At 37.5% G+C, this 19,835-nt stretch carries 22 protein-coding genes, 1 riboswitch and 1 other annotated feature; of the genes, 12 read left to right on the plus strand and 10 right to left on the minus strand.

Annotated elements, in window-relative coordinates; translation table 11 throughout:
- Positions 1-22: 22 nt before the first annotated feature.
- From H5S10_RS01705 to H5S10_RS01715, 3 genes are all read right to left on the minus strand, one after another.
- A complete protein-coding gene (locus H5S10_RS01705) occupies positions 23-1,183 on the minus strand; it encodes a MalY/PatB family protein (protein ID WP_182588517.1) in 1,161 nt (386 codons plus the stop codon).
- A gap of 14 nt (positions 1,184-1,197) precedes the next feature.
- Complete coding sequence (locus H5S10_RS01710) at positions 1,198-2,040, minus strand: DUF3737 family protein (protein WP_182588518.1); 843 nt, start codon at positions 2,038-2,040, stop codon at positions 1,198-1,200.
- 86 nt (positions 2,041-2,126) lie between these two features.
- A complete protein-coding gene (locus tag H5S10_RS01715) occupies positions 2,127-2,447 on the minus strand; it encodes a carboxymuconolactone decarboxylase family protein (protein WP_003665152.1) in 321 nt (106 codons plus the stop codon).
- A gap of 317 nt (positions 2,448-2,764) precedes the next feature.
- Between H5S10_RS01715 and H5S10_RS01720 the strand changes: the two genes are divergently transcribed.
- The 3 genes from H5S10_RS01720 (at position 2,765) to H5S10_RS01730 (ending at position 5,571) form a co-directional block, all read left to right on the plus strand.
- Entirely contained in the window at positions 2,765-3,772 is a 1,008-nt protein-coding gene (locus tag H5S10_RS01720; protein WP_182588519.1) for an NADP-dependent oxidoreductase, read from the plus strand.
- 337 nt (positions 3,773-4,109) lie between these two features.
- Complete coding sequence (locus H5S10_RS01725) at positions 4,110-4,982, plus strand: aldo/keto reductase (protein ID WP_182588520.1); 873 nt, start codon at positions 4,110-4,112, stop codon at positions 4,980-4,982.
- Positions 4,983-5,085: 103 nt separating this feature from the next.
- The gene (locus tag H5S10_RS01730) at positions 5,086-5,571 is read left to right on the plus strand and encodes a flavodoxin (RefSeq protein ID WP_182588521.1); all 486 of its coding nucleotides are present in this window, start codon (positions 5,086-5,088) and stop codon (positions 5,569-5,571) included.
- 57 nt (positions 5,572-5,628) lie between these two features.
- On the opposite strand, the gene H5S10_RS01735 is transcribed toward H5S10_RS01730, so the two are convergent.
- Complete coding sequence (locus H5S10_RS01735; protein ID WP_182588522.1) at positions 5,629-6,498, minus strand: LysR family transcriptional regulator; 870 nt, start codon at positions 6,496-6,498, stop codon at positions 5,629-5,631.
- Positions 6,499-6,614: 116 nt separating this feature from the next.
- Here H5S10_RS01735 and H5S10_RS01740 point away from each other — a divergent pair, with 116 nt between their 5' ends.
- The 6 genes from H5S10_RS01740 to H5S10_RS01765 all read left to right on the plus strand — a co-directional run bounded on the left by H5S10_RS01740 (position 6,615) and on the right by H5S10_RS01765 (position 11,347).
- The gene (locus tag H5S10_RS01740) at positions 6,615-7,145 is read left to right on the plus strand and encodes a DapH/DapD/GlmU-related protein (protein ID WP_180374504.1); all 531 of its coding nucleotides are present in this window, start codon (positions 6,615-6,617) and stop codon (positions 7,143-7,145) included.
- Position 7,146: 1 nt separating this feature from the next.
- Positions 7,147-8,112 carry an alpha/beta hydrolase gene (locus tag H5S10_RS01745; RefSeq protein ID WP_182588523.1) on the plus strand — a complete coding sequence of 322 codons (966 nt, stop codon included), beginning with the start codon at positions 7,147-7,149 and terminating at the stop codon, positions 8,110-8,112.
- Positions 8,113-8,973 carry an alpha/beta hydrolase gene (locus H5S10_RS01750; RefSeq protein WP_182588524.1) on the plus strand — a complete coding sequence of 287 codons (861 nt, stop codon included), beginning with the start codon at positions 8,113-8,115 and terminating at the stop codon, positions 8,971-8,973.
- A 106-nt stretch (positions 8,974-9,079) separates the two neighbouring features.
- A complete protein-coding gene (locus tag H5S10_RS01755; protein ID WP_182588525.1) occupies positions 9,080-9,619 on the plus strand; it encodes a phenolic acid decarboxylase in 540 nt (179 codons plus the stop codon).
- Positions 9,620-9,661: 42 nt separating this feature from the next.
- Positions 9,662-10,192 carry a PadR family transcriptional regulator gene (locus tag H5S10_RS01760; protein WP_182587256.1) on the plus strand — a complete coding sequence of 177 codons (531 nt, stop codon included), beginning with the start codon at positions 9,662-9,664 and terminating at the stop codon, positions 10,190-10,192.
- 153 nt (positions 10,193-10,345) lie between these two features.
- Positions 10,346-11,347 carry a DUF1002 domain-containing protein gene (locus H5S10_RS01765; RefSeq protein WP_182588526.1) on the plus strand — a complete coding sequence of 334 codons (1,002 nt, stop codon included), beginning with the start codon at positions 10,346-10,348 and terminating at the stop codon, positions 11,345-11,347.
- A gap of 229 nt (positions 11,348-11,576) precedes the next feature.
- Here H5S10_RS01765 and H5S10_RS01775 read toward each other — a convergent pair whose 3' ends face one another.
- Positions 11,577-12,566 (minus strand): asparaginase, encoded by a 990-nt coding sequence (locus H5S10_RS01775; protein ID WP_035152126.1) that lies wholly within the window; start codon positions 12,564-12,566, stop codon positions 11,577-11,579.
- A 75-nt stretch (positions 12,567-12,641) separates the two neighbouring features.
- Positions 12,642-13,514, minus strand: a complete 873-nt coding sequence (locus tag H5S10_RS01780; protein WP_182588527.1) for a LysR family transcriptional regulator — start codon at positions 13,512-13,514, stop codon at positions 12,642-12,644.
- Positions 13,515-13,634: 120 nt separating this feature from the next.
- Here H5S10_RS01780 and H5S10_RS01785 point away from each other — a divergent pair, with 120 nt between their 5' ends.
- From H5S10_RS01785 to H5S10_RS01795, 3 genes are all read left to right on the plus strand, one after another.
- The gene (locus H5S10_RS01785; RefSeq protein ID WP_182588528.1) at positions 13,635-14,513 is read left to right on the plus strand and encodes an aldo/keto reductase; all 879 of its coding nucleotides are present in this window, start codon (positions 13,635-13,637) and stop codon (positions 14,511-14,513) included.
- 72 nt (positions 14,514-14,585) lie between these two features.
- Positions 14,586-14,948: a HesB/YadR/YfhF family protein gene (locus tag H5S10_RS01790; protein WP_094509232.1), complete on the plus strand. Its 363-nt coding sequence runs from the start codon at positions 14,586-14,588 to the stop codon at positions 14,946-14,948.
- 101 nt (positions 14,949-15,049) lie between these two features.
- Complete coding sequence (locus H5S10_RS01795; protein ID WP_182588529.1) at positions 15,050-15,721, plus strand: type 1 glutamine amidotransferase; 672 nt, start codon at positions 15,050-15,052, stop codon at positions 15,719-15,721.
- Positions 15,722-15,961: 240 nt separating this feature from the next.
- On the opposite strand, the gene asnS is transcribed toward H5S10_RS01795, so the two are convergent.
- The 4 genes from asnS to H5S10_RS01815 form a co-directional block, all read right to left on the minus strand.
- Complete coding sequence (gene asnS / locus H5S10_RS01800) at positions 15,962-17,260, minus strand: asparagine--tRNA ligase (RefSeq protein ID WP_182587249.1); 1,299 nt, start codon at positions 17,258-17,260, stop codon at positions 15,962-15,964.
- 19 nt (positions 17,261-17,279) lie between these two features.
- Positions 17,280-18,290: an aspartate--ammonia ligase gene (asnA, locus tag H5S10_RS01805; RefSeq protein ID WP_003665121.1), complete on the minus strand. Its 1,011-nt coding sequence runs from the start codon at positions 18,288-18,290 to the stop codon at positions 17,280-17,282.
- A gap of 65 nt (positions 18,291-18,355) precedes the next feature.
- Positions 18,356-18,608 (minus strand) — a binding site (T-box leader).
- 58 nt (positions 18,609-18,666) lie between these two features.
- A complete protein-coding gene (locus H5S10_RS01810; protein ID WP_182588530.1) occupies positions 18,667-19,062 on the minus strand; it encodes a GNAT family N-acetyltransferase in 396 nt (131 codons plus the stop codon).
- 14 nt (positions 19,063-19,076) lie between these two features.
- Positions 19,077-19,625: a folate family ECF transporter S component gene (locus H5S10_RS01815; RefSeq protein WP_182587247.1), complete on the minus strand. Its 549-nt coding sequence runs from the start codon at positions 19,623-19,625 to the stop codon at positions 19,077-19,079.
- Positions 19,626-19,679: 54 nt separating this feature from the next.
- Positions 19,680-19,778: riboswitch (THF riboswitch) on the minus strand.
- Between the last annotated feature and the right edge of the window lie 57 nt (positions 19,779-19,835).

Consider the following 19,835-nt stretch of genomic DNA (forward strand, 5'->3'; position numbering starts at 1 on the left):
TACTGATAATAATTATTAATGGTTAATTTTTAATAGCAGCAGCTAATCGTTCTAAGCCATCTTTTACTTGTGCACGGGGATAGGCAATGTTAATGCGAATAAAGTGGCTCCCATTGCCATGATAATAGGTTCCTGGATTAATAATTAACCCAGTTTTTTCACGAATTTTTTGCGCTAAAGTAGCACTATCATCGGTTACTTCACTAACATCGATCCACACAAGATAAGTTGCTGTTCCAGGAACAACGTGGAGTTTAGGAAGATTTTTCTTAATAAATTCAACAAGATATTCACGGTTTCCTAATAAATACTTTTTAAGCTGATGAAGCCAGTCTGCGCCTTGTGTATAGGCAGCGATTGTTCCAGGAATTGCTAAGAGGTTTGGTTCTGCGACTTCATACTTATTGATTGCGCGCGTAAAGTGTTCTCGCAAAAGAGGATTAGGAACGATTCCCGTAGCAGCATGAAGGGCCGCCACATTAAATGTCTTACTAGTTGACACTAATGTAACTACATTCTGGCGACAATCTTCTGGCAAGGAGAAAGTAGGGGTATAGTCTGGACCCGTTAATACTAAATCACCATGAATTTCATCACTAATAACAATGATGCCGTGCTTTTGGGCTAGCTTAATAATTCGGATTAACTCATCGCGTGACCAAACGTAGCCAGTAGGATTGTGAGGATTACATAAAATCATCAGCGTGGTAAGCGGGTTACTCATTTTGTCTTCAAGGTCATCCCAATCGACAGAATAAGTATACGTAGAATGATCGTATTTTAGTTGGGTAGGAAAAGCATGACGGCCGCTGTTGAGGATAGAGTTGTAAAAAGTATTGTAAACTGGCTCCATTAACAAGACATTATCGCCTTCATGACTTAAATAATTAACACAGGCAGTAATAGAAGGGATGACACCAGTCGCAAATCGCATCCAAGAGGGATCAGCTTTTGCGTTATGCTCGGTTTTATACCAAGAAGCAACCGCATTAAAATATTCCTCATTCGGATATTCATACCCAAAAGCGCCTGAAGCAATCTTCTTTGTCATTGCAGCCATAATTTCAGGGGCAGTTTTAAAGTCCATATCAGCAGTTGTCATCGGTAACTCATTTGGCTTAACATCCCATTTTTCAGAATTGGTGTGACGTCGATCAAGAATTGTATCAAAATCATATTCCATAGTTTTTTCACCCTTTACTTCTTTTGAATTATTTGAATCTTGTTTGGATCAATTTTAGGATTATCCATAATGATTTCATCAGCGTGATCAACGGTGATTTTACCACTAATTGGGTTCTTAATACTCATAATAGTACCTTTTAGCTCGGCATCAATATTAGTACATAATTCAAAGGCAAGGTCAGTTCGTAATGCCCGGCAATTCTTTATCGTTAAGTGGTCAACATAGCATAATCCCTGATCGCTTTCGATTGTGCAGTTAATAAAAGTAATGTTCTTGGTATTCCAAGCAAGGTACTCACCACTGATCTTAGAATCATAAATTGTCACGTTCTCACAGTTCCAAAAGGCATCCTTTGATACTAAGCGTGAGTTATGAACTTCAACATTTTTAGCGCCATCAAAAACATAATTTCCGACAAGATCAAGATGGTCAACATAAATGTTTTCGCTATTCATTCCTAAATAATCACCAGTAGCATATACATTTTTCATCTTAATATTTTTACAGTTCCACATTGTTTCAGCAGCATCTGTAAAGTGAACATTATTAAGAACGATCCCATCACATCGACGAAATTCTTTAGGTGCTTGAATTGTACTGTCAGTAATTTCAATATCGTTGGTATACCAAATTCCAGAACGTGACATTTCTTCAAAGATTGTATTGGTTACTTTGATATGATCGGAATACCAAAGAGGATATTTCCATGTAAAGAGTACGCCATCGAGAGTCAAGTTAGCAGTTTCTTTTAATGGTGATTCACCCTTACCAAAAGTAGTGTTTACTAAATGAGCATCTTGAAGACCATAAAGTGGACGTTCACCATCATAATAAGCTTCTTTAATTTCTTCCATCCTAATTACCTCACAATTCCTAATTAATTTTATAATAGGCCGAAAATAAAAAACGCGCCATTAAAGACACGTTTTAAATTGATTTTTTAATCATCCCAGACTTTTTTCGCAACATTAAATGCAGACCAGGCATTCGGCCATCCAACATAAAAGGCCAATTGAGTAATAATTTCCGCAATTTCATCTTTTGTAATGCCGTTGTTCTTAGCAGTTTGCATGTGGTAAGGGAGTTGTTCAAAGGCACCCTTTGTAATTAAAGCGGTAACGGTGAGAAGACTCCGGTCACGAAGGCTTAATTCGTTTTCCCGTGACCAAACCTGTCCGAATAATACATCATCATTTAATTCTGCAAATTTAGGGGCGAAATCACCAAGTTGGTCGCGACCAGCTGTTTGTTTCTTAGCCATGAAAATCTTCCTTTCTCAATCGTAATTTTGATTACTTTTACTATAAGCCTAGAAAGCTAAAATTTAAAATACCAATATTAAGTAGGTAATAATGTAAAAAATGAATAGTTAGCAGTTTTTATTTGTGACTAAATAAAATAAGGCAAGACAAAAACCTTTGAATAATAGTACGATTAATGTCTTGTTAGTAAGACATTGAAAAATATAATGTTAGAAAGCAAAAATTAAAACATGAAATACATGTTAGAGCTACTTTATTGACGCTATTTTCTTAATTCGCTATGGTTGATAAAGATAAGAAAAAAGTGAGGATTATTATGAAAGTAGCTCAACTTACTAAATACAATAAAAAGAATCCACAAATACTAATTAGCAATGTTTCTTTGCCGCCGCTTGGACCTGATGACCTACTAATTCAAGTTAAAGCGGCAGGTGTTAATCCATTAGACAATTTAATAGCACGGGGCGATTTGAAATTAGTTGTCCCATATAAATTACCGCAAACACTGGGCAATGAATTTGTAGGAATTGTTCAACAAACTGGTAAAGATGTTACTAATTTTAAGGTAGGTGACCGTGTATATGGACGTAATCCCTTAAATAATATTGGTGCATTTGCTGAAGAATTAGTAGTTAATCAATCCGCAGTTGCTCATGTACCGGAATATCTTACCAATCAAGAAGCGGCTAGCGTTCCTTTAACTGCTTTAACAGCAATTCAGGCTCTTGAATTGTTACAAGCTAAGCCAGGTCAGACATTATTTATTTCTGGTGGGACAGGAAGCTTCGGTGCAATGGCCATTCCAATTGCAATTGCAAAAGGACTCAAAGTAATTACTAGTGGTAGTCCACAAAATCAGCAACGTGTCGAACAACTCGGAGTTAATAAATTTATTGACTATACAAAAGAAGATTACACAAAGGTTCTTTCAGGGATTGATTTAGTAATAGATACATTAGGTGGAAAAGAAACAATTAAGCAGATGGCAATTTTACGTCCTCATGGGAAGCTCGTATCTTTACGTGGAATACCTAATAAGGAATTTGCTAAACGAATGAAAATGAGCAAGTTCAAACAAGGACTTTTTAGTCTTGCATCCCGTAGTATTGAAAAAGAAGCAGCTAAAAAGAAAATAGACTATCAATTTTTATTCGTAACAGCCAATGGCCAACAATTAGCAGCTGCAAACAAGATCTTGGTTGAAAATCAAATTCATCCCACGGTTGGCAAAATCTTTTCACTAGATGAGGTTCCCCAAGCGATGAAAAAAGTTCAGCAGGGACATAATAAAGGTAAAGTAATTATCGATATAAGCAAGAATTAAATTTGAAAAGTAGGTGAGTGTGAATTAATTTTTCAACAAAGAGGGGCTAAGGATAGAATGGGGATTAGCACAGCACAGGGGACTTAGCTTCGAGTCTTTTGGCGACGCGCGGCCAGTGCCATGATATCGTAACAATATTCGTATAAAATAACGAGGCTGTTGAAAAAATAAAAGCTTTTTCTCAGGTTGTTTTTTAATCCTTACTTTAAAATTTCCCATATCCTTCACTCAATTAGTATACGTTTTGAGCATACTTATATGATAATCAAGTAATGTTAGTTTAGAAAATATGGTGCTAATATTTAGACAATGATTAACACAAAGGAGACGAAAAATAATGTCTAAATATAATGTACCTACTTTCAAATTGAACGATGGCAATGAAATTCCAGTAATCGGTTTTGGAACTTTCCAAATCCCTGCTGATGGTACAACATACAATGCAGTTAAGGATGCCTTAGCTGCTGGTTACCGTCATATTGATACCGCGGCTGCCTACATGAATGAACAAGAAGTTGGGAAAGCAATCAAGGATAGCGGGATTCCTCGTGATCAAATCTGGGTAACAAGTAAGATGTGGCTTCAAGACTACAAATATGAAGACGCTAAAAAGGCTATTGAAATTTCCCTTAACAAATTAGGGCTTGATTATATTGACCTTTACCTTCTTCACCAACCATATGGGGCGGTTGACGAAGCATGGAAGGCAGTCGAAGAAGCACAAAAGGCTGGTAAGCTTCGTTCAATCGGTGTTTCCAACATGACACCTAAACTTTGGAACAAGTTTGTTCCTAACTTTGATGTAACTCCTGCGGTAAACCAAGTTGAATTTAACCCTTATTTCCAACAAAAGAAATTACGGGAAATTCTTGCGAAGGATGATGTTCGTCTTGAAGCCTGGGCACCCCTTGGACAAGGTAATGCTGACTTACTACATGAACCAGTAATCACAGCAATTGCTGAAAAATACGGTAAGAATGCTGGTCAAGTAATTCTTCGCTTTGAAAATCAAGAAGGAATTGTTGTCTTCCCTAAGTCTGTTCACGAAGCACGAATTAAGAGTAATCTTGATATTTTTGACTTCGAATTAACGGATGAAGAAATGGACCAAATTCGGGCCCTCGATAAAGGAAAGGGAATGCATGATCCTGATGCGCCTGGTGTTGGTGAGATGTTATTAAATGCATATGATATTCACGCTAATGATTAATACTTTTAAAGCATAGATAAGGATTAATTATAAGCATTTTCCATCATTGCGTTTTTACGTTAAAATTTATACAGCGTTTTAAGATAAAGGAGGCCCTTCATTAATGGCAAAGACCCTTGTTTTATACTATTCTGCAACCAATACTACTAAGAAGATTGCAGAACAGATTGCTCAAAAATTAAATGCAGATATTGCCGAAATTCATCCAGCACAACCATATACGGATGCAGATTTAAACTGGCATGATGATCAAAGCCGGACATCAATTGAACAGCACGAGCATAATAGCCGGGTTGATATTAAGGATGATTTACCAGATATTAGTGGCTATGACAATATTGTCATTGGGCACCCGATTTGGTGGGCTATCCCGCCGCGGATGATTAGTATGGTGATTGATCATCTTGATTTAAACGGGAAGAATTTAGCACTATTTGCTACTTCTGGTGGAACAAGCTATGATCGCTCACAAAACTATGTTGAACGAACGGTTAATGAAAATGGTTATGATACCAAAGTCAACCAAGGGGCAATTTTAAATGACCCACGCCAAATTGACGGCTGGATTGACTCACTTAATTTTAAATAAAGAGAAGCGCTGAAGCTAGGAAATCCAGTTGTTCAGCGCTTTTTGTAATAGTAAAATTCATTGCACTTCCTTTAAGTGGTTCAAGAAAACCTGCGCAACGTTAGATAATTGACGGTTTTTATTCCAAATGAGATTATTTTGATCTGTAATAGTAGGGGTTAGAGGACGGAAGATAAGATTAGTTCCAGTGATATTGATCAGATTTTCATAGGTTAATACAAGGCACGCTCCTGTCTCGACTAATAAACGAGCATTAAAAATTAAATTGTACTGGCCAATAAAGTTGTACTGATCAATAAAGGAACCAGCCCACACCCGAAACACATCCTGCTCTTTAGATTGAGCTGACGTAATAATAGGGACACCCTTTAGATCTTCCGGAGTAATCTTTTCCTTTTCTGCAATCGGCTGATCTTTTCGGACTAAGATTCCCCAGATATTCTTTTGCGGCAACCTAATTGAATGATAATCTAGGAGCTTTTCTGGTCCCATTATGATTCCAAAATCCAAGGTACCGTTATTTAAGCGCTGATAGATTTGATCGCTATCACCACTTACTAAGTTAATCTTAACATCTGGATACTTTTTGATAATATCACCAATTACTGTCATTACTGGCTGAATAGCTGCACTTTCTCCTGCACCAATATCTAATGTTCCGCTTATGACATTTTGTGATTGCAGGTCGGTTTCAGTTTTGTCAACGAGGCCAGTAATCTCTTGCGCTCGTTCATATAAATAATAGCCTTCTTGGGTAAGTTTGATTTGCCGGTGTCCTCGTTCAAATAAAGTAATCCCAAGTTCCTTTTCAAGATCCATTAATTGTCGTGATAGTGTCGGTTGAGAAATATGTAATCTTTTAGCGGCATTTGAAATGTTCTTTTCTTGGACTACTTCAATAAAATACCTCAGTACACGGACTTCCATTTTAATCACTCCAATATGCTTTTTAACTATAGTATGTCATTAAATATAAGTATTTAACATTATTATAAAAACTCGATAAGATATAAACAATAATTTCAAGCAAAAGAGGGATGAAAATGAAAGAGATTCAAAAAGAAGAACTTGCGACAATCACGGCAACGGCTTTAAAAAATCAAGACTTACTTCAACAATTGAATAGTCGGTCAGCATCGCAAAGAGAAATTCGCCATGTCCTTAATGATGTAACTGGTCAAAAAATAGATGCCTCGGTTGAAATTCGTTTGCCGATCCGTAGTGATTACGGAGCTAACCTGAAAATTGGGAAACAAGTATTTATTAACAGTGGTGCGATGTTTACTGATCTCGGCGGAATTGAATTAGAAGATAAGGTTTTAGTCGGACCCAATGTAACAATCATTTCGGTAAATCATCCCCTTGATCCAGAAAAGCGACGCGGCGTTGAATTGAAATCAGTCCTCATTAAGGAAAATGCCTGGCTTGGCGCAAATGCTACAATCTTACCAGGCGTTACAGTTGGTGAAAATGCTGTTGTTGCAGCGGGAGCAGTTGTTAGTAAAGATGTTCCTGCTAATACTGTTGTTGCGGGCGTTCCTGCTAAGGTGATTAAGAAAATTGGAGGCGAATAATATGTCATTTGGATATATTACACCATTATCAGCAAACGTAGAACGGCAAAGTATTAATTTTAAAAATCGTTATGGCTTAAAATTAGCTGGTGACCTTTATTATGCTAAGAATTTAGATATTAAAGAAAAGCACCCGGCTTTAATTATTGGTGCGCCCTATGGTGGGGTGAAAGAACAAGGACCAGCCGTGTATGGTAATGAACTTGCTCAGCGTGGCTTTGTTGTTTTAACTTTTGATCAAGCTAATATGGGAGATTCTGCTGGTGAGCCACGACGCGTTTCTTCACCAGGATTATTTGCGGAATCGTTTAGTGCAGCGGTTGATTTTCTTGGCGTTGACGTTCCGTTTGTTGATCGTTACAAGATTGGGGTTGTTGGAATTTGTGGTTCTGGTGGTTTTGCACTAGCGGCAGCTGCGGTGGATCCACGAATTAAAGCCGTTGCTACTGCATCAATGTATGATATTACTGATGTTCGTGGGATGATGAACCTAAGCGATGAAGAGTTACATAAAATGAAAGAAGAGTTAGCTAACCAGCGCTGGGAAGATTATGCAAACGGGATTCCTGAATATAAGCCAAGTTTCCCAACTAAACCTTACCCGGATATTGATGCATTGCCAGAAAGCGATCCGATTACTAATGAATGGAATCGATTCTACGCTGTTCCTCGTGGTTTTCATGCTCATGCTCGTGGAAATTTCACTACTACTTCTAACCTTGCCATGATGCAATTTCCGGCGTTAGCTTATATTGACGAGATTTCCCCACGGCCAATTCTTTTTATTTTTGGTGACCATGCTCATTCACGTGCTTTCTCTGAACGAGCTTATAAGCTAGCAAAAGAACCTAAAGAGATGTATGTTGTAGATGATTGTGAACATATTGACCTTTATGATCGGGTTGATAAAATACCATTTAATAAGATCAAACAATTCTTTGATGAAGCTTTTGTAAAGGAAGATTAGATGAAAAAGTATTCTCAATTATTATTAGGATTTGCTGTTATTTTAGTTGGCCTATTAGGAATAAGTTCGCGAGCACATGCAGTGACCCACTATATTCAGTCATCAACGCCGACAATTTTTGTTCATGGGTGGGGGAGTAGTTCTCATGCTGAAGAAAAAATGGCTACTGCTGCCCGTGATGCTGATGTTACGAAGACAATTGTGCGGGCCAACGTTGATAGAAAAGGAAAAGTAACATTTAACCATCAAATTCCAGCAAATGCCGTTAATCCAATTGTTGAAGTTAATCTTGAAGATAATAAATTAAGTGCCTATCAAGATGATTACACGCAAGGTTATCATCATGGTGGTGGGTATGTAAAAAACGTGGTATTAGCTTTAGAAAAACAGCACCATTATAAGCAAATTAACCTTGTGGGCCATTCAATGGGGAATCTTGAAATTATCAATTATATTAATGACAATGTAAATGATAAAAGCCTTCCGCAAGTAGCCCACTTAGTAGCGATTGCTGGTCACTATAATGGACTTGTGGGTCAAAGCAATGTTCAAAATGCGAAGGTAAATTCTAAGACTGGTGAACCAGATAAAATGGATTCTGCTTACCGCGAATTACTTGGCTTACGGCAGAGCTTTCCTAGAAATACAGCGGTGTTAAATATTTACGGGGATGTTGGTGATGGTAGTCGTTCTGATGAGGATGTCCCAGTAAATTCTGCTAAATCATTAAAGTATTTAGTCGGTGATCGCGCCAAGTCATATCAAGAAGTTGAAATCCACGGAAAGAACGCTCAACACAGTAAGCTCCACAATAACAGTCAAGTAAACCGTGAATTAATTAAATTCTTGTGGGAAAAATAGAGTAAAAAGAAATGGGAATTTTTTTCATTTCTTTTTTGTTTGACATTGTGTCGATAACGACATAAAATAAAAATGCATAGAGAAAAGAATTGAAAGGATGATCAAAATGACCGAAAAAACGTTTAAGACCCTTGATGATTTTCTTGGGACCCATTTTATTTATACTTACGATAATGGTTGGGAATATGAATGGTACGCTAAGAATGACCATACTGTTGATTACCGTATTCACGGTGGGATGGTAGCAGGCCGTTGGGTAAAAGACCAAGAAGCAAATATTGTAATGTTAACAGAAGGTATTTATAAAGTTGCTTGGACTGAACCAACGGGGACGGATGTAGCCCTTGACTTTGTTCCAAATGAAAAGAAACTTAATGGAACAATCTTTTTCCCAGCATGGGTAAAGCAACATCCTGAAATTACGGTAACTTTCCAAAATGAACATATTGATCGGATGCATGAAGCACGCGAAAAATATGATACATATCCTAAGCTAGTCGTTCCTGAATTCGCCCATATCACCTACATGGGAGATGCTGGTCAAAATAATGAAGATGTAATTTCTGAAGCGCCATACGATAGGATTACTGATGATATCCGCGAAGGACGCTACTTTGATGAAAATTACCGCCGGCTCAATAAATAATTAGTATAATAAAGGAAGAATTAACAGTTGGAGGACCTCACAATGCCAAAAAAACGAATTCTTCCTTTTATTATTTTGGGGATTATTAATAATCGTCCGCATATTACCGGGCGCGAGATTACTGCTGAATTTGAAACTGAAATTGGCGATTTTTGGCGGGCATCGCATAGTCAAATTTATCCAGAATTAAAAAGAATGGTGAATGATGGTTGGATCGTTGCTTCAACTAGTCAAGAAAATGCAAAGGAACGGTATTATCAAATAACGTCAGAAGGGCAAGAAGTCCTAAATCATTGGCTTGATCAATTAGTGACAGACCTTCCTATCCACGAAGATCTATTCTCGTTAAAATTATTTTTTATTAAAGACCAAAATGATGATCGAATTCCGCAATTAATTAATCGCCAACGTTCGCTATTAGAGAAAGAGTTAAAATATCTTCAACAGCGATTGACGCTAGTTTTTCCCAATAAAGATGCAATTAAAAAGAATTATGGACACTATTTAATTCTGACACGAGCTATTTCGCGAACAAAAGGACAGATAGAGTGGCTAAAAGAGATAGAAGAGTAAGGATGAAAAATGTAATAAACGCTTTCTTCTCAAGATTAATCCATCAGCTCAATCATTAAACTGTGGTAAAGAAAATAAAATCTGCTAGTATTTGCGTGAGTTTTTCTTTATTATTAAACGTAAATTAAATTCGTTTTAAAAGGAGTATATAAAGTGCGCTCAAATAAGTTAACCAAGATTCTAATTACTTCTACTTTGACATTGTCTTTATTGGCAGTTCCGATTAGTCAATCAACTGTTTTCGCAACTGAAACAACTAGTGAAAGTACAAGTAATAGTTCCAGCACGCAAACGCATACCCTCAATAAGTCATATGTTGTATATGGAGCAGGGGCTGCCGATAAGAATGAATTAAACAATGTACTAGCAGTCGACGATAATTTTACAACGTTAACGGCCACTGCTAGTGATTATCAAAAGTACATCAATCCTAATGGTTCCACAACTAATGCCGCCATGGTTAGCTCAGTAGCAATTGTTCCCACCGATCCAGGCTCTGGGATTAAAGTTAATGTGAAAAAATTTAATGGTGAGGATAATATTACAAAAGTAACTGCTCAGCAATACGCAATGGTCGCTCAAATGGCTGGTGTTACAGATGTTACTATCACCGTTAGTGCTAACCGGGCTGTTTCTGGAGAGTCAGCTTTAACAGGTGTATATAAAGCAATTGCCGCAGATGGTGTTAGTTTAAATGCGCAAAACACTCAATCGGCTAACCAAATGTTAACCGCCACAAATGGAGCAATTGAAGCTAATAAAGATGATAGTAAATATCCTGGTAAATTGATGGCTGCTGTTGGTGATACCACTAAGGAAATTAACCAACAAAAGAAACAAGGAACTACTCCAACGCAAAATCAAATTCAAGTAATCTTTAATCAAAAACTTGAAGAGCGAAATATTTACAATGAAACGAAAAATCATGAACAACCGATTATCAACGCGCTTGTTCAGTTTAATAATGCTCCAATTAGTTCAAGCAAAGATTATAGCTCACACGTAACCGATACGATTAATAATGTAAAGAATTCATCAGGGGATATGATGAATAAAGCTAAAAAATTCTTGAATTCTCAAGATGGGCAGGCAGTTAAGCAGCAAGCACAATCTTGGTGGACACGGTTTGTTAACTGGGTTCGTAGTTGGTTTTAAAATTTTAGCATAGACGAATATCTTAATAATGCGAAAGGTAAAACTATTTATTGCTATGAGCCTTGACGGTTATATTGCTGACTCTAATGGTAAAGTTGACTATAATACCAATGGTGAGGAAACTGTTGCTACTTGCTATTGAAAAGAGTAGAGGCAGGAAGAACATTTTGTTTTCTTCCTGCCTCTACTTTTTTTACGAACATTAGCAAAATATCGTGGGAATTAATAATTAGTCAAGAGTTACTTCACCAGCAACATCGGTATTGAAGAAGTCTGCAATTTCTTTAACATCCATCCCTTGACCAAGGCCCCACATTAATTTAGTGATGGCACTTTCAGAAGTCATGTCGCGGGCACTGATTGCTCCTTCTAGAAGTGCAAGTCGTCCGACCTCGTATTTTGTTAGATCACTTCGTTCATAAAGACACTGACTAGAAGTAATAATTGGAATGCCGTTTCGAATTAATTCACCAACTGCAGCGACCATATTTCGCCGAATCGAGGTCATTCCTCCGAGACCATACGCTTCAATCACAATTCCATGACAGCCATTCTTAGCCATTGCATGGAGCAAGGCAGGATCAAATCCGGGGAAGAGCTTTACCAGTGAAACATGAGTATCGATCTTAGTATTTAATTGACTTTTACCAGGTTGGGGATGCCGGTGATCCCTAATTGAAAAGCCGTCTGAAGTAACTTCTCCTACTGGTGGGACATTCACACTTTCGAAAGCATCGAAGGCGGTTGTTCGAACTTTAACACTCCGACAACCACGCATTACTTTACGATTAAAAGCAATATAAACTCCTGGCTCGCAGTTAGCAGCGGCCGCAAAGGCAAGTCGTAAGTTATCAGGAGCATCACTAAGGATCACATTCATTGGCACTTGACTACCGGTTAATACTACGGGGATGTCGATATGTTGAAGCATGAAAGTTAGCATTGAGGCAGTATAAGCCATCGTGTCTGTACCGTGTGAAACGACTATCCCGTCATAGTCATTACGATGGTCATAGATAGACTCAGCAATAATTTTCCATTCTTCTGGCTGGATGTTAGATGAATCTAATTCGAGAATGTCACGAACAGTAATGTCGTATTCCAGCCGACCAAGCATTTTAATTAATTCTTCACCAGATTCGCCTGGAGCCAGTCCTTCATCAGAAACAACCGAGGCAATAGTTCCACCGGTTGAAAGAAGTAATAATTTTTTCGTCATTTTTAGTCACCATGATTCATTTTTATTAATATTTTAAATAAGGATTTTCATTGAAACAAGTTAAACGCCTATAATTTAACTTAAATTGGGCCAACTTTGGCTAATCTCATTAAGTAGGGGCGTTAAGGAACTTTTTTGTTTCTTAAGATAGTTAGCATAAAACGTCATTGTTGCAGCTTCGTCAGTAATGGGAAGTCTGACTCGATTGTCGTCTGAAGTACGTTGTCGTGGATTAACTGTTGTTATATTAGTGCTAAAGTATGGGAAATTGGAATATTTTGTGATTTCAGTAAGCGCGACCCATTCTTCTTGATATAAAAATTTAGCATTTGGAATATGTTTTTGGATAATTTCTTTCCACGGTCCGATATCATTCAAAACAACAAAACTTAATCCGGCTAGATCCTTAAAAGAAACCTGTTGCGAATTAGCAAGATACATAAATTTATCAAGATTAACATAGAGATTTTCAGTACCTAAATAACGAGATTCAATTTGATCAGTTTGAATCTCTTGGTCGCTGATAATTATTGAATTTTCATTATTTAAAAGTGAAGTGGTGATTTGTTCAGGAGTAATAAACTTCTCATCAATCGAAATTTGTGTAGAGAAAGATGAATTTTTTGTGTGAAGAAGAATTAACGGTCCAGGAGCAATTGATGCAATTTTAATTACTGATTGTCGCGCAACATAATTTTGAAGCTGCTGAACAAAATTGCGGTTGACGGCGAGAACCTCAGTAGCTTTTTCAGCAGCTAGTTTTCCGGTATCAGTAAGGACAATTCGATTTGGTTGGCGGTCAAATAATTGAATCCCAAGATCATCTTCTAATTTTTGCATTCCTCGTGTAACGGTTGGCTGGGTAACGTTAAGTTTTTCAGCAGTTTTAGCAAGTGTTTTTTCATTGGCAAAGGTTACTAATTCTTCAAGCAAGTAATTATCGATCATTAGACCACTCCTTAACAGTATACATTAATTGTATACTACCATGTAAAGGTAGTAATTTTCAATTCGTAAATTCGCAATTAATATATAGACAACAATTAATTACGGAAAGGGAGAATTATTATGACAAACGTACCAACAGTAAAACTAAATAACGGGGTAGAAATGCCAACCCTTGGATTTGGGGTATTCCAAGTTCCAGACTTAAGTCAAGCTGAACAAGCAGTTACCGATGCCCTTGAAGTCGGTTACCGTTTAATTGATACTGCTGCTGCTTACCAAAATGAAGAAGCAGTTGGAAAGGCAATTAAGAATAGTAGCGTAAACCGTGAAGATATCTTTGTAACTTCTAAGTTATGGGTATCTGATTTTAACTATAAGCGGGCTAAAGCGGGGATTGATGCTTCACTGCAAAAACTTGGCCTTGATTACATGGATCTTTACCTTCTCCACCAGCCATATGGCGATACAATGGGTGCTTGGCGGGCATTACAAGAAGCACAAAAGGAAGGTAAGATTCGCGCAATCGGTGTATCAAACTTCTACGCTGATCAATTAAAGGACCTTGAATTAACAATGCCTGTTAAGCCAGCAGTCAACCAAATCGAAGTTAACCCTTGGTATCAACAAGCTCAAGAAGTTAGGTTTGCGCAAAGTGAAGATATTCGTGTTGAAGCATGGGCACCATTTGCGGAAGGTAAGCATGATATCTTTACCAACGAAACAATTGCTGAGATTGCTGCTAAATATGGTAAGAGCAATGGTCAAGTAATTCTTCGCTGGCTCTTACAACGTGGCATTACTGTCATTCCTAAGTCAGTTCATAAGAATCGGATGGAAGAAAATATCAATGTCTTTGATTTTGAACTTTCTGATGATGATATGAAGAAGATGGCTAGTCTTGACAAGAATGAAAGTCAATTCTTTGACCACCGTGATCCGGTTACGATTGAACAAATTTTTGGATCCAGTTTAAAGATGGTTCAAAATGACGAAAAATAAAGGTTTCACTAGTCTTTGTTTATGGATCAATTTATAATTAAAACAATTATTAACATCCAAGGAGTGATTGAAATGCAATTAATTATTACTGATCCGGCTAGCAAGTGGTTCCAACAAAAATTTAACCTTACTAGCGGTGATGGAATAAAATTTTATGGTAAAACAATTCAACCACACAATGTTAAACATGGTCCTAAGCAGGGATATGAACCTGAGTCGACGCTCGATGAGGCAACAATCGTCATAGAAAAAGATGGTATCAATTACCATGTTAACTTTACGGATGCTTGGTTCTTTTCAGGACTAGTTGTTACTGTTGATTATCCGCAAGGGACTGAAGAGCCAATTTTTATTTTTAGCCGTGAAGATAACAGTGAAGCAGATGTTGATGCTGCAACTGGGGCATCACGAAAGTATGAAGAATACTGGGAATAAAAACTATTGTTAAGCCGATGATTTGATGTTATAACAATAATATCTTAGGTACTTGCAGGCGATACCTAGCACAACATTGCCGTCGACGGAAAGGATATTCGATGAGAATCAATGTTTTGCAACATACGCCAAATGAAGGACCAGGAACAATTCAAGAATGGTCACAGGATCATGGACATGAGATGTATATTTATCATCCATATCAGTTTGGTAATTTGCCGACTGCTGACGAGACCGATATGTTGATTATTCTTGGTGGTCCCATGAGCCCGAATGACGATCTACTGTGGATTAAGCAAGAACGAGTTTTAATTCAGCAACTATTGGATGCTCATAAGCCAATTTTTGGTGCGTGTTATGGGGCCCAACAGATTGCGAAGACACTCGGTTATGCCGTCAAAAAGGTACCACATAAAGAAGTTGGTTGGGCGCCGGTGTATCTAAAAAGCGATATTATTTCTGATATTCCTCCAAAATTAACTGCTTTACATTGGCACGAAGAGATGTTTGAAGTTCCAGCTCAAGCTGACTTATTATTTAGTAGCGACTTAGTTAAAAATCAAGGCTTTGTTATGAACGGTAATGTAATCGGACTTCAATTCCACTTTGAACCGACAGTAGATAATGTTCGCGAGATTGTTGTAAATGATAATCGATATCCATTGGACCATAATGATCTTCAACAAAATGGAAGAGAAATCATTCAACATGGCGTTCCTGCCGAAAATAAGCGAGTTATGTATCGACTATTGGATTTTATCGCAAATAATTAGGCGCAAAATTATTATTAATACGAATGATATTTTAACCGACTTTGTATTTACTGTCTGGATTTTATTTGCTCTGTTAGTTCGCTGGACTCTTAAATCTTCCGCCATGAGGATAAAAAAGTCCTTTCTTCTGAATTTAAACATTATTAATTTATAGTATAGGAAAATTAAAGTTGAAATATCGCGTAAATTTCCAAAATTAAAAAGATGAGACCTAGAAGTTCAGTCTCATCTTTTTAATTATTAAGGGTTCAACCGGTTAAGCATCCGTGGGAATGGAATGTTTTCACGAATGTGGTCTTGGAGAGTAATCCAAGCTAAGAATCGTTCAAGTCCCATTCCAAATCCAGAGTGCGGAATTGAGCCGTACTTCCGTAAATCGTCATACCAACCGTAATCTTCTTTACTTAAACCATTTTCTTCAAGCTTGTTTGTGATGTATTCGTAGTCGTAGGAACGTTCAGAACCACCAATAATTTCACCATAGCCTTCTGGAGCAAGCAAGTCCGCACAGATAACTTGGCGCGAATCTTCAGGATCTTCAGGCATGTAGAAAGCCTTGATTTCTTTAGGATAGTTCAAGATAAATACTGGCTTTTGGAATTGATCCGCCAAGTAGGTTTCTTCTGGTGAACCAAAGTCAGCACCGTATTCTACATCAAAGCCACCCTTTTGAAGCATTTCAATGGCTTCCTTATAAGTAATCCGTGGATATGGTAATTCAGTGAATGGCTTTAAGCTTTCAACACTACGACCTACCATTTCCAGTTCCCGTGCACAATGGTCAATTAAGTCTTGGACCAAGTAAGCAATGTATTGTTCTTGAATCTTAAGACTTTCATCCTGATGCATCCAAGCCATTTCTGGTTCGATCATCCAGAATTCCATTAAGTGCCGACGAGTCTTTGATTTTTCAGCACGGAAAGTAGGACCCATTGTGTAAACTCGACCTAATGCCATGGCACCAGCTTCTGCATATAATTGACCAGATTGTGAAAGGTAGGCAGAACGATCGAAGTAGTCAGTTTCAAATAATTCGGTAGTCCCTTCAGGAGCACTTCCAGTTAATTCAGGAGCATCAAATTGAGTAAATCCATGCTTTTCGAAAAATTCCATTGTCGCAAGCTTAACACGACTACGAATACGCATTAATGCCCATGGCTTGCGAGAACGTAACCATAAATGACGGTTATCAAGCAAGAAGTCAATTCCGTGTTCCTTGTTACCAATTGGGTAATCTTCACTTTCGCCAACAATGTCAAAGTCTTTGATGTGAATTTCATAACCAAACTTTGAACGTTTGTCTTCAGCGATTTCACCGGTTACCCAAAAGCTAGTCTCTTGGTGTAAATCGTGCTTAGCAGAATCAAATTTTTCTTCTGAAACATCATTTTTACGGATGATTCCTTGGAAAAATCCAGTTCCGTCACGGAGTTGCAAGAATGCAATCTTACCGCTTGAACGCTTGTCAGTTAACCAAACACCTATTTTAACTGTTTCCCCAACATGTTTAGGTGCTTCACTAATTGTAATAGTTTCCACTTTTATACTCTCCCTTAAATTATAGAATTTGAATGTGGTTTTCTTCACACTTCTTAATCATATCTTCTGGCCAAATACTTGCCTGTACTTCTCCAATATGAGCTTTGCCAAGAAGGAGCATACAGAGACGAGATTGACCAATTCCTCCACCAATTGTATATGGTAATTCGCCATTGAGCAACATTTTATGGAATGGTAATTTTTCACGATCAGTTGCATCGGCTTGTTCAAGTTGGTATTTCATTGATTCTGGACTAACCCGAATCCCCATACTTGAAATTTCGATCCGGCGTTGAAGAGGTTCATACCAGAAAATAATATCACCGTTTAAGCTCCAGTCATCGTAGTCAGGTGCTCGACCATCGTGAGGCTTACCACTGCGTTGCAACTTATCACCGATTTTCATGACAAAGACAGCACCAAGCTCTTTAGCAATCTTATCTTCCCGTTCGAGTGGGGTAAGATCTGGCCACCGATCTTCAAGTTCTTGCGTTGTAACAAAGTGAATTTCATCTGGTAAATGGTAAACAGCTTGAGGGAACTTGTACCAAACTTCATGTTCCATGTGCTTGATTACTTTGAAAATATCACGAACTGTATCCTTTAAGGTTTCTTCTGTTCGTTCATCCTTACTTATAACCTTTTCCCAGTCCCACTGGTCAACATAAATTGAGTGGAAATTATCGAGGTCTTCTTCCTTACGAATAGCGTTCATGTTGGTGTAGAGGCCTTCATGCATTCCAAAACCGTACCGTTTAAGAGCAAGACGTTTCCACTTAGCAAGGGAATGGACAACCTCAACAGTTTCGCTTGGCATATCCTTCATTTCAAACGATACTGGTTGTTCAACACCGTTTAAGTTATCGTTTAATCCAGTACTCTTTTCAACAAACATTGGTGCAGACATCCGTTGAAGGTTTAGCTCTTTGCCAAATTCGTCTTGGAAAGTTTCACGAATATAACGAATAGCAGCTTCAGTTTCTCTAATTGAAAGACGTGGATCGTAATCCTTTGGAATAGTTAGGTCCATAATAGACACTCCTTAAAATAATAGATTTAGGAATGAATTAAAAAAGCCTTTCGTTCCCCTTACAATCAAGGGACGAAAGGCTTTTTTCCGCGGTACCACCCAAATTGTCTAGTATAAAACTAGGCCTCCTCAAGAGCACAACATGCTCTGCCGGTGAGGTAACGGTCCGGATCCGGCCAAGCCTACTTTAAGTAAACTTATTTGGGTTGGCAGCACTCGTGAAAGTGTTATTCACTAGCATAGGGTCGACTGATTTCTCACTATCATCAGTTCACTGAACGAATACAACTAGTTACTCTTCTTTCTCATCGCTTTTTTATTTTGTTAATTGTATTTTAACCTAATTCATTTAAAATGCAATACTTTTTAAATAAATTTATTTTAACCATGTCATTTCGGCTTCTAAACTATTATGTTTAGTAATCTGAAAACCGTTTTGTTGGTAAAACTTAATAGCACGCTGGTTTTCTAAATATACATCTAAAACGAGTTGTTGATGTTTTTCTTTAGCAACATTCAGTAAGTTAGTACCAAGATGTTGTGATTGGTAATCTTTTGCGATAAATAAACCAGCAATATAATTATCTTGAAGCCCAATAAAACCTTGAATACGCTCATTGGCAGATACTGAACAGTAAACATCTGCTTGTTGAATTGCATTTTGAACATTTGACGAATTTTGATACCAATAATTTGGATTAATGAAAGGATGAGCCTCTAAGTTAGTAGTTAACCAAATACCCATCACTCTATTGATATCAGTTGATTTCATTTTTCTAATCATGATTATTTTGAAATTAAATTTAATCGTGATAATTGCCGCAGTATAACTAATACAAGCAAGGTCTCAATCGGCCATGTGATCAACTCTTTTGGCAAACGGATGAAGAGGAGTGCCATGAAAGTATGACTGCTACTACTGGAGCTTAAGCTCATAAGGTAAAGCCATAAAGTTGTTCCGATAACATTAGTAAGAAGAAGTTGAAAAAACTCATAGATTAAAATTCGTTGCCAGCTTATCCGTTGTTGATATAGGAACATTCCTGCAATTACACCAGAGATAAATGCTGAGAGGGTAAAGCCAGGAAAGAATAAGCTTCCTGAATTTAAAATAGTATTACTTATGATATCAGATACGACCATTGACCATCCGCCAATCCATGGACCAAGGCAATAGCCAATAAGTGCAGTGGCAATAAAACCAAAACTAAACTTTAAAACCGTTGGATCCCCAATTGAAAGTTTATTTAAGATCACCTGCAGTGCGACCAACATAGCAGCTAAAGTTAAATTCTTTGTAGTAAAGCGCGGTCCAGCAAATGATAACGTAGACATATCAATCCACTCCCTTTTAAAAATTTTGTTAGGGAACACATTGACGTTTCCGTTCATGGTGAATGCGGAATAACAAAGCAGCTAGTTATTAGCCTCCTTCTAACGTTCACATTCCGTTCCGTTAGACAATAACTCTGAGATTCCTACCCCAACAGTAGTAATATATGCTAAGTCTAAACACGAATCAACAAAATAGGTGAAATTTACTAT

This window comes from Limosilactobacillus balticus (assembly GCF_014145615.1).
GTDB lineage: Bacteria > Bacillota > Bacilli > Lactobacillales > Lactobacillaceae > Limosilactobacillus > Limosilactobacillus balticus.

What these genes read in the sequence shown, in the direction of transcription:
- H5S10_RS01790 (WP_094509232.1), top strand. Translation starts at nt 14,586, where the DNA reads ATGCAATTAATTATTACTGATCCGGCTAGCAAGTGGTTCCAACAAAAA.
- H5S10_RS01740 (WP_180374504.1), top strand. Translation starts at nt 6,615, where the DNA reads ATGAAAGAGATTCAAAAAGAAGAACTTGCGACAATCACGGCAACGGCT.
- H5S10_RS01785 (WP_182588528.1), top strand. Translation starts at nt 13,635, where the DNA reads ATGACAAACGTACCAACAGTAAAACTAAATAACGGGGTAGAAATGCCA.
- H5S10_RS01780 (WP_182588527.1), bottom strand. Translation starts at nt 13,514, where the DNA reads ATGATCGATAATTACTTGCTTGAAGAATTAGTAACCTTTGCCAATGAA.
- H5S10_RS01745 (WP_182588523.1), top strand. Translation starts at nt 7,147, where the DNA reads ATGTCATTTGGATATATTACACCATTATCAGCAAACGTAGAACGGCAA.
- H5S10_RS01795 (WP_182588529.1), top strand. Translation starts at nt 15,050, where the DNA reads ATGAGAATCAATGTTTTGCAACATACGCCAAATGAAGGACCAGGAACA.
- asnA (WP_003665121.1), bottom strand. Translation starts at nt 18,290, where the DNA reads ATGGACCTAACTATTCCAAAGGATTACGATCCACGTCTTTCAATTAGA.
- H5S10_RS01720 (WP_182588519.1), top strand. Translation starts at nt 2,765, where the DNA reads ATGAAAGTAGCTCAACTTACTAAATACAATAAAAAGAATCCACAAATA.
- H5S10_RS01730 (WP_182588521.1), top strand. Translation starts at nt 5,086, where the DNA reads ATGGCAAAGACCCTTGTTTTATACTATTCTGCAACCAATACTACTAAG.
- H5S10_RS01755 (WP_182588525.1), top strand. Translation starts at nt 9,080, where the DNA reads ATGACCGAAAAAACGTTTAAGACCCTTGATGATTTTCTTGGGACCCAT.
- H5S10_RS01735 (WP_182588522.1), bottom strand. Translation starts at nt 6,498, where the DNA reads ATGGAAGTCCGTGTACTGAGGTATTTTATTGAAGTAGTCCAAGAAAAG.
- H5S10_RS01725 (WP_182588520.1), top strand. Translation starts at nt 4,110, where the DNA reads ATGTCTAAATATAATGTACCTACTTTCAAATTGAACGATGGCAATGAA.
- H5S10_RS01760 (WP_182587256.1), top strand. Translation starts at nt 9,662, where the DNA reads ATGCCAAAAAAACGAATTCTTCCTTTTATTATTTTGGGGATTATTAAT.
- H5S10_RS01715 (WP_003665152.1), bottom strand. Translation starts at nt 2,447, where the DNA reads ATGGCTAAGAAACAAACAGCTGGTCGCGACCAACTTGGTGATTTCGCC.
- H5S10_RS01750 (WP_182588524.1), top strand. Translation starts at nt 8,113, where the DNA reads ATGAAAAAGTATTCTCAATTATTATTAGGATTTGCTGTTATTTTAGTT.
- H5S10_RS01775 (WP_035152126.1), bottom strand. Translation starts at nt 12,566, where the DNA reads ATGACGAAAAAATTATTACTTCTTTCAACCGGTGGAACTATTGCCTCG.
- H5S10_RS01705 (WP_182588517.1), bottom strand. Translation starts at nt 1,183, where the DNA reads ATGGAATATGATTTTGATACAATTCTTGATCGACGTCACACCAATTCT.
- H5S10_RS01815 (WP_182587247.1), bottom strand. Translation starts at nt 19,625, where the DNA reads ATGTCTACGTTATCATTTGCTGGACCGCGCTTTACTACAAAGAATTTA.
- H5S10_RS01810 (WP_182588530.1), bottom strand. Translation starts at nt 19,062, where the DNA reads ATGAAATCAACTGATATCAATAGAGTGATGGGTATTTGGTTAACTACT.
- H5S10_RS01710 (WP_182588518.1), bottom strand. Translation starts at nt 2,040, where the DNA reads ATGGAAGAAATTAAAGAAGCTTATTATGATGGTGAACGTCCACTTTAT.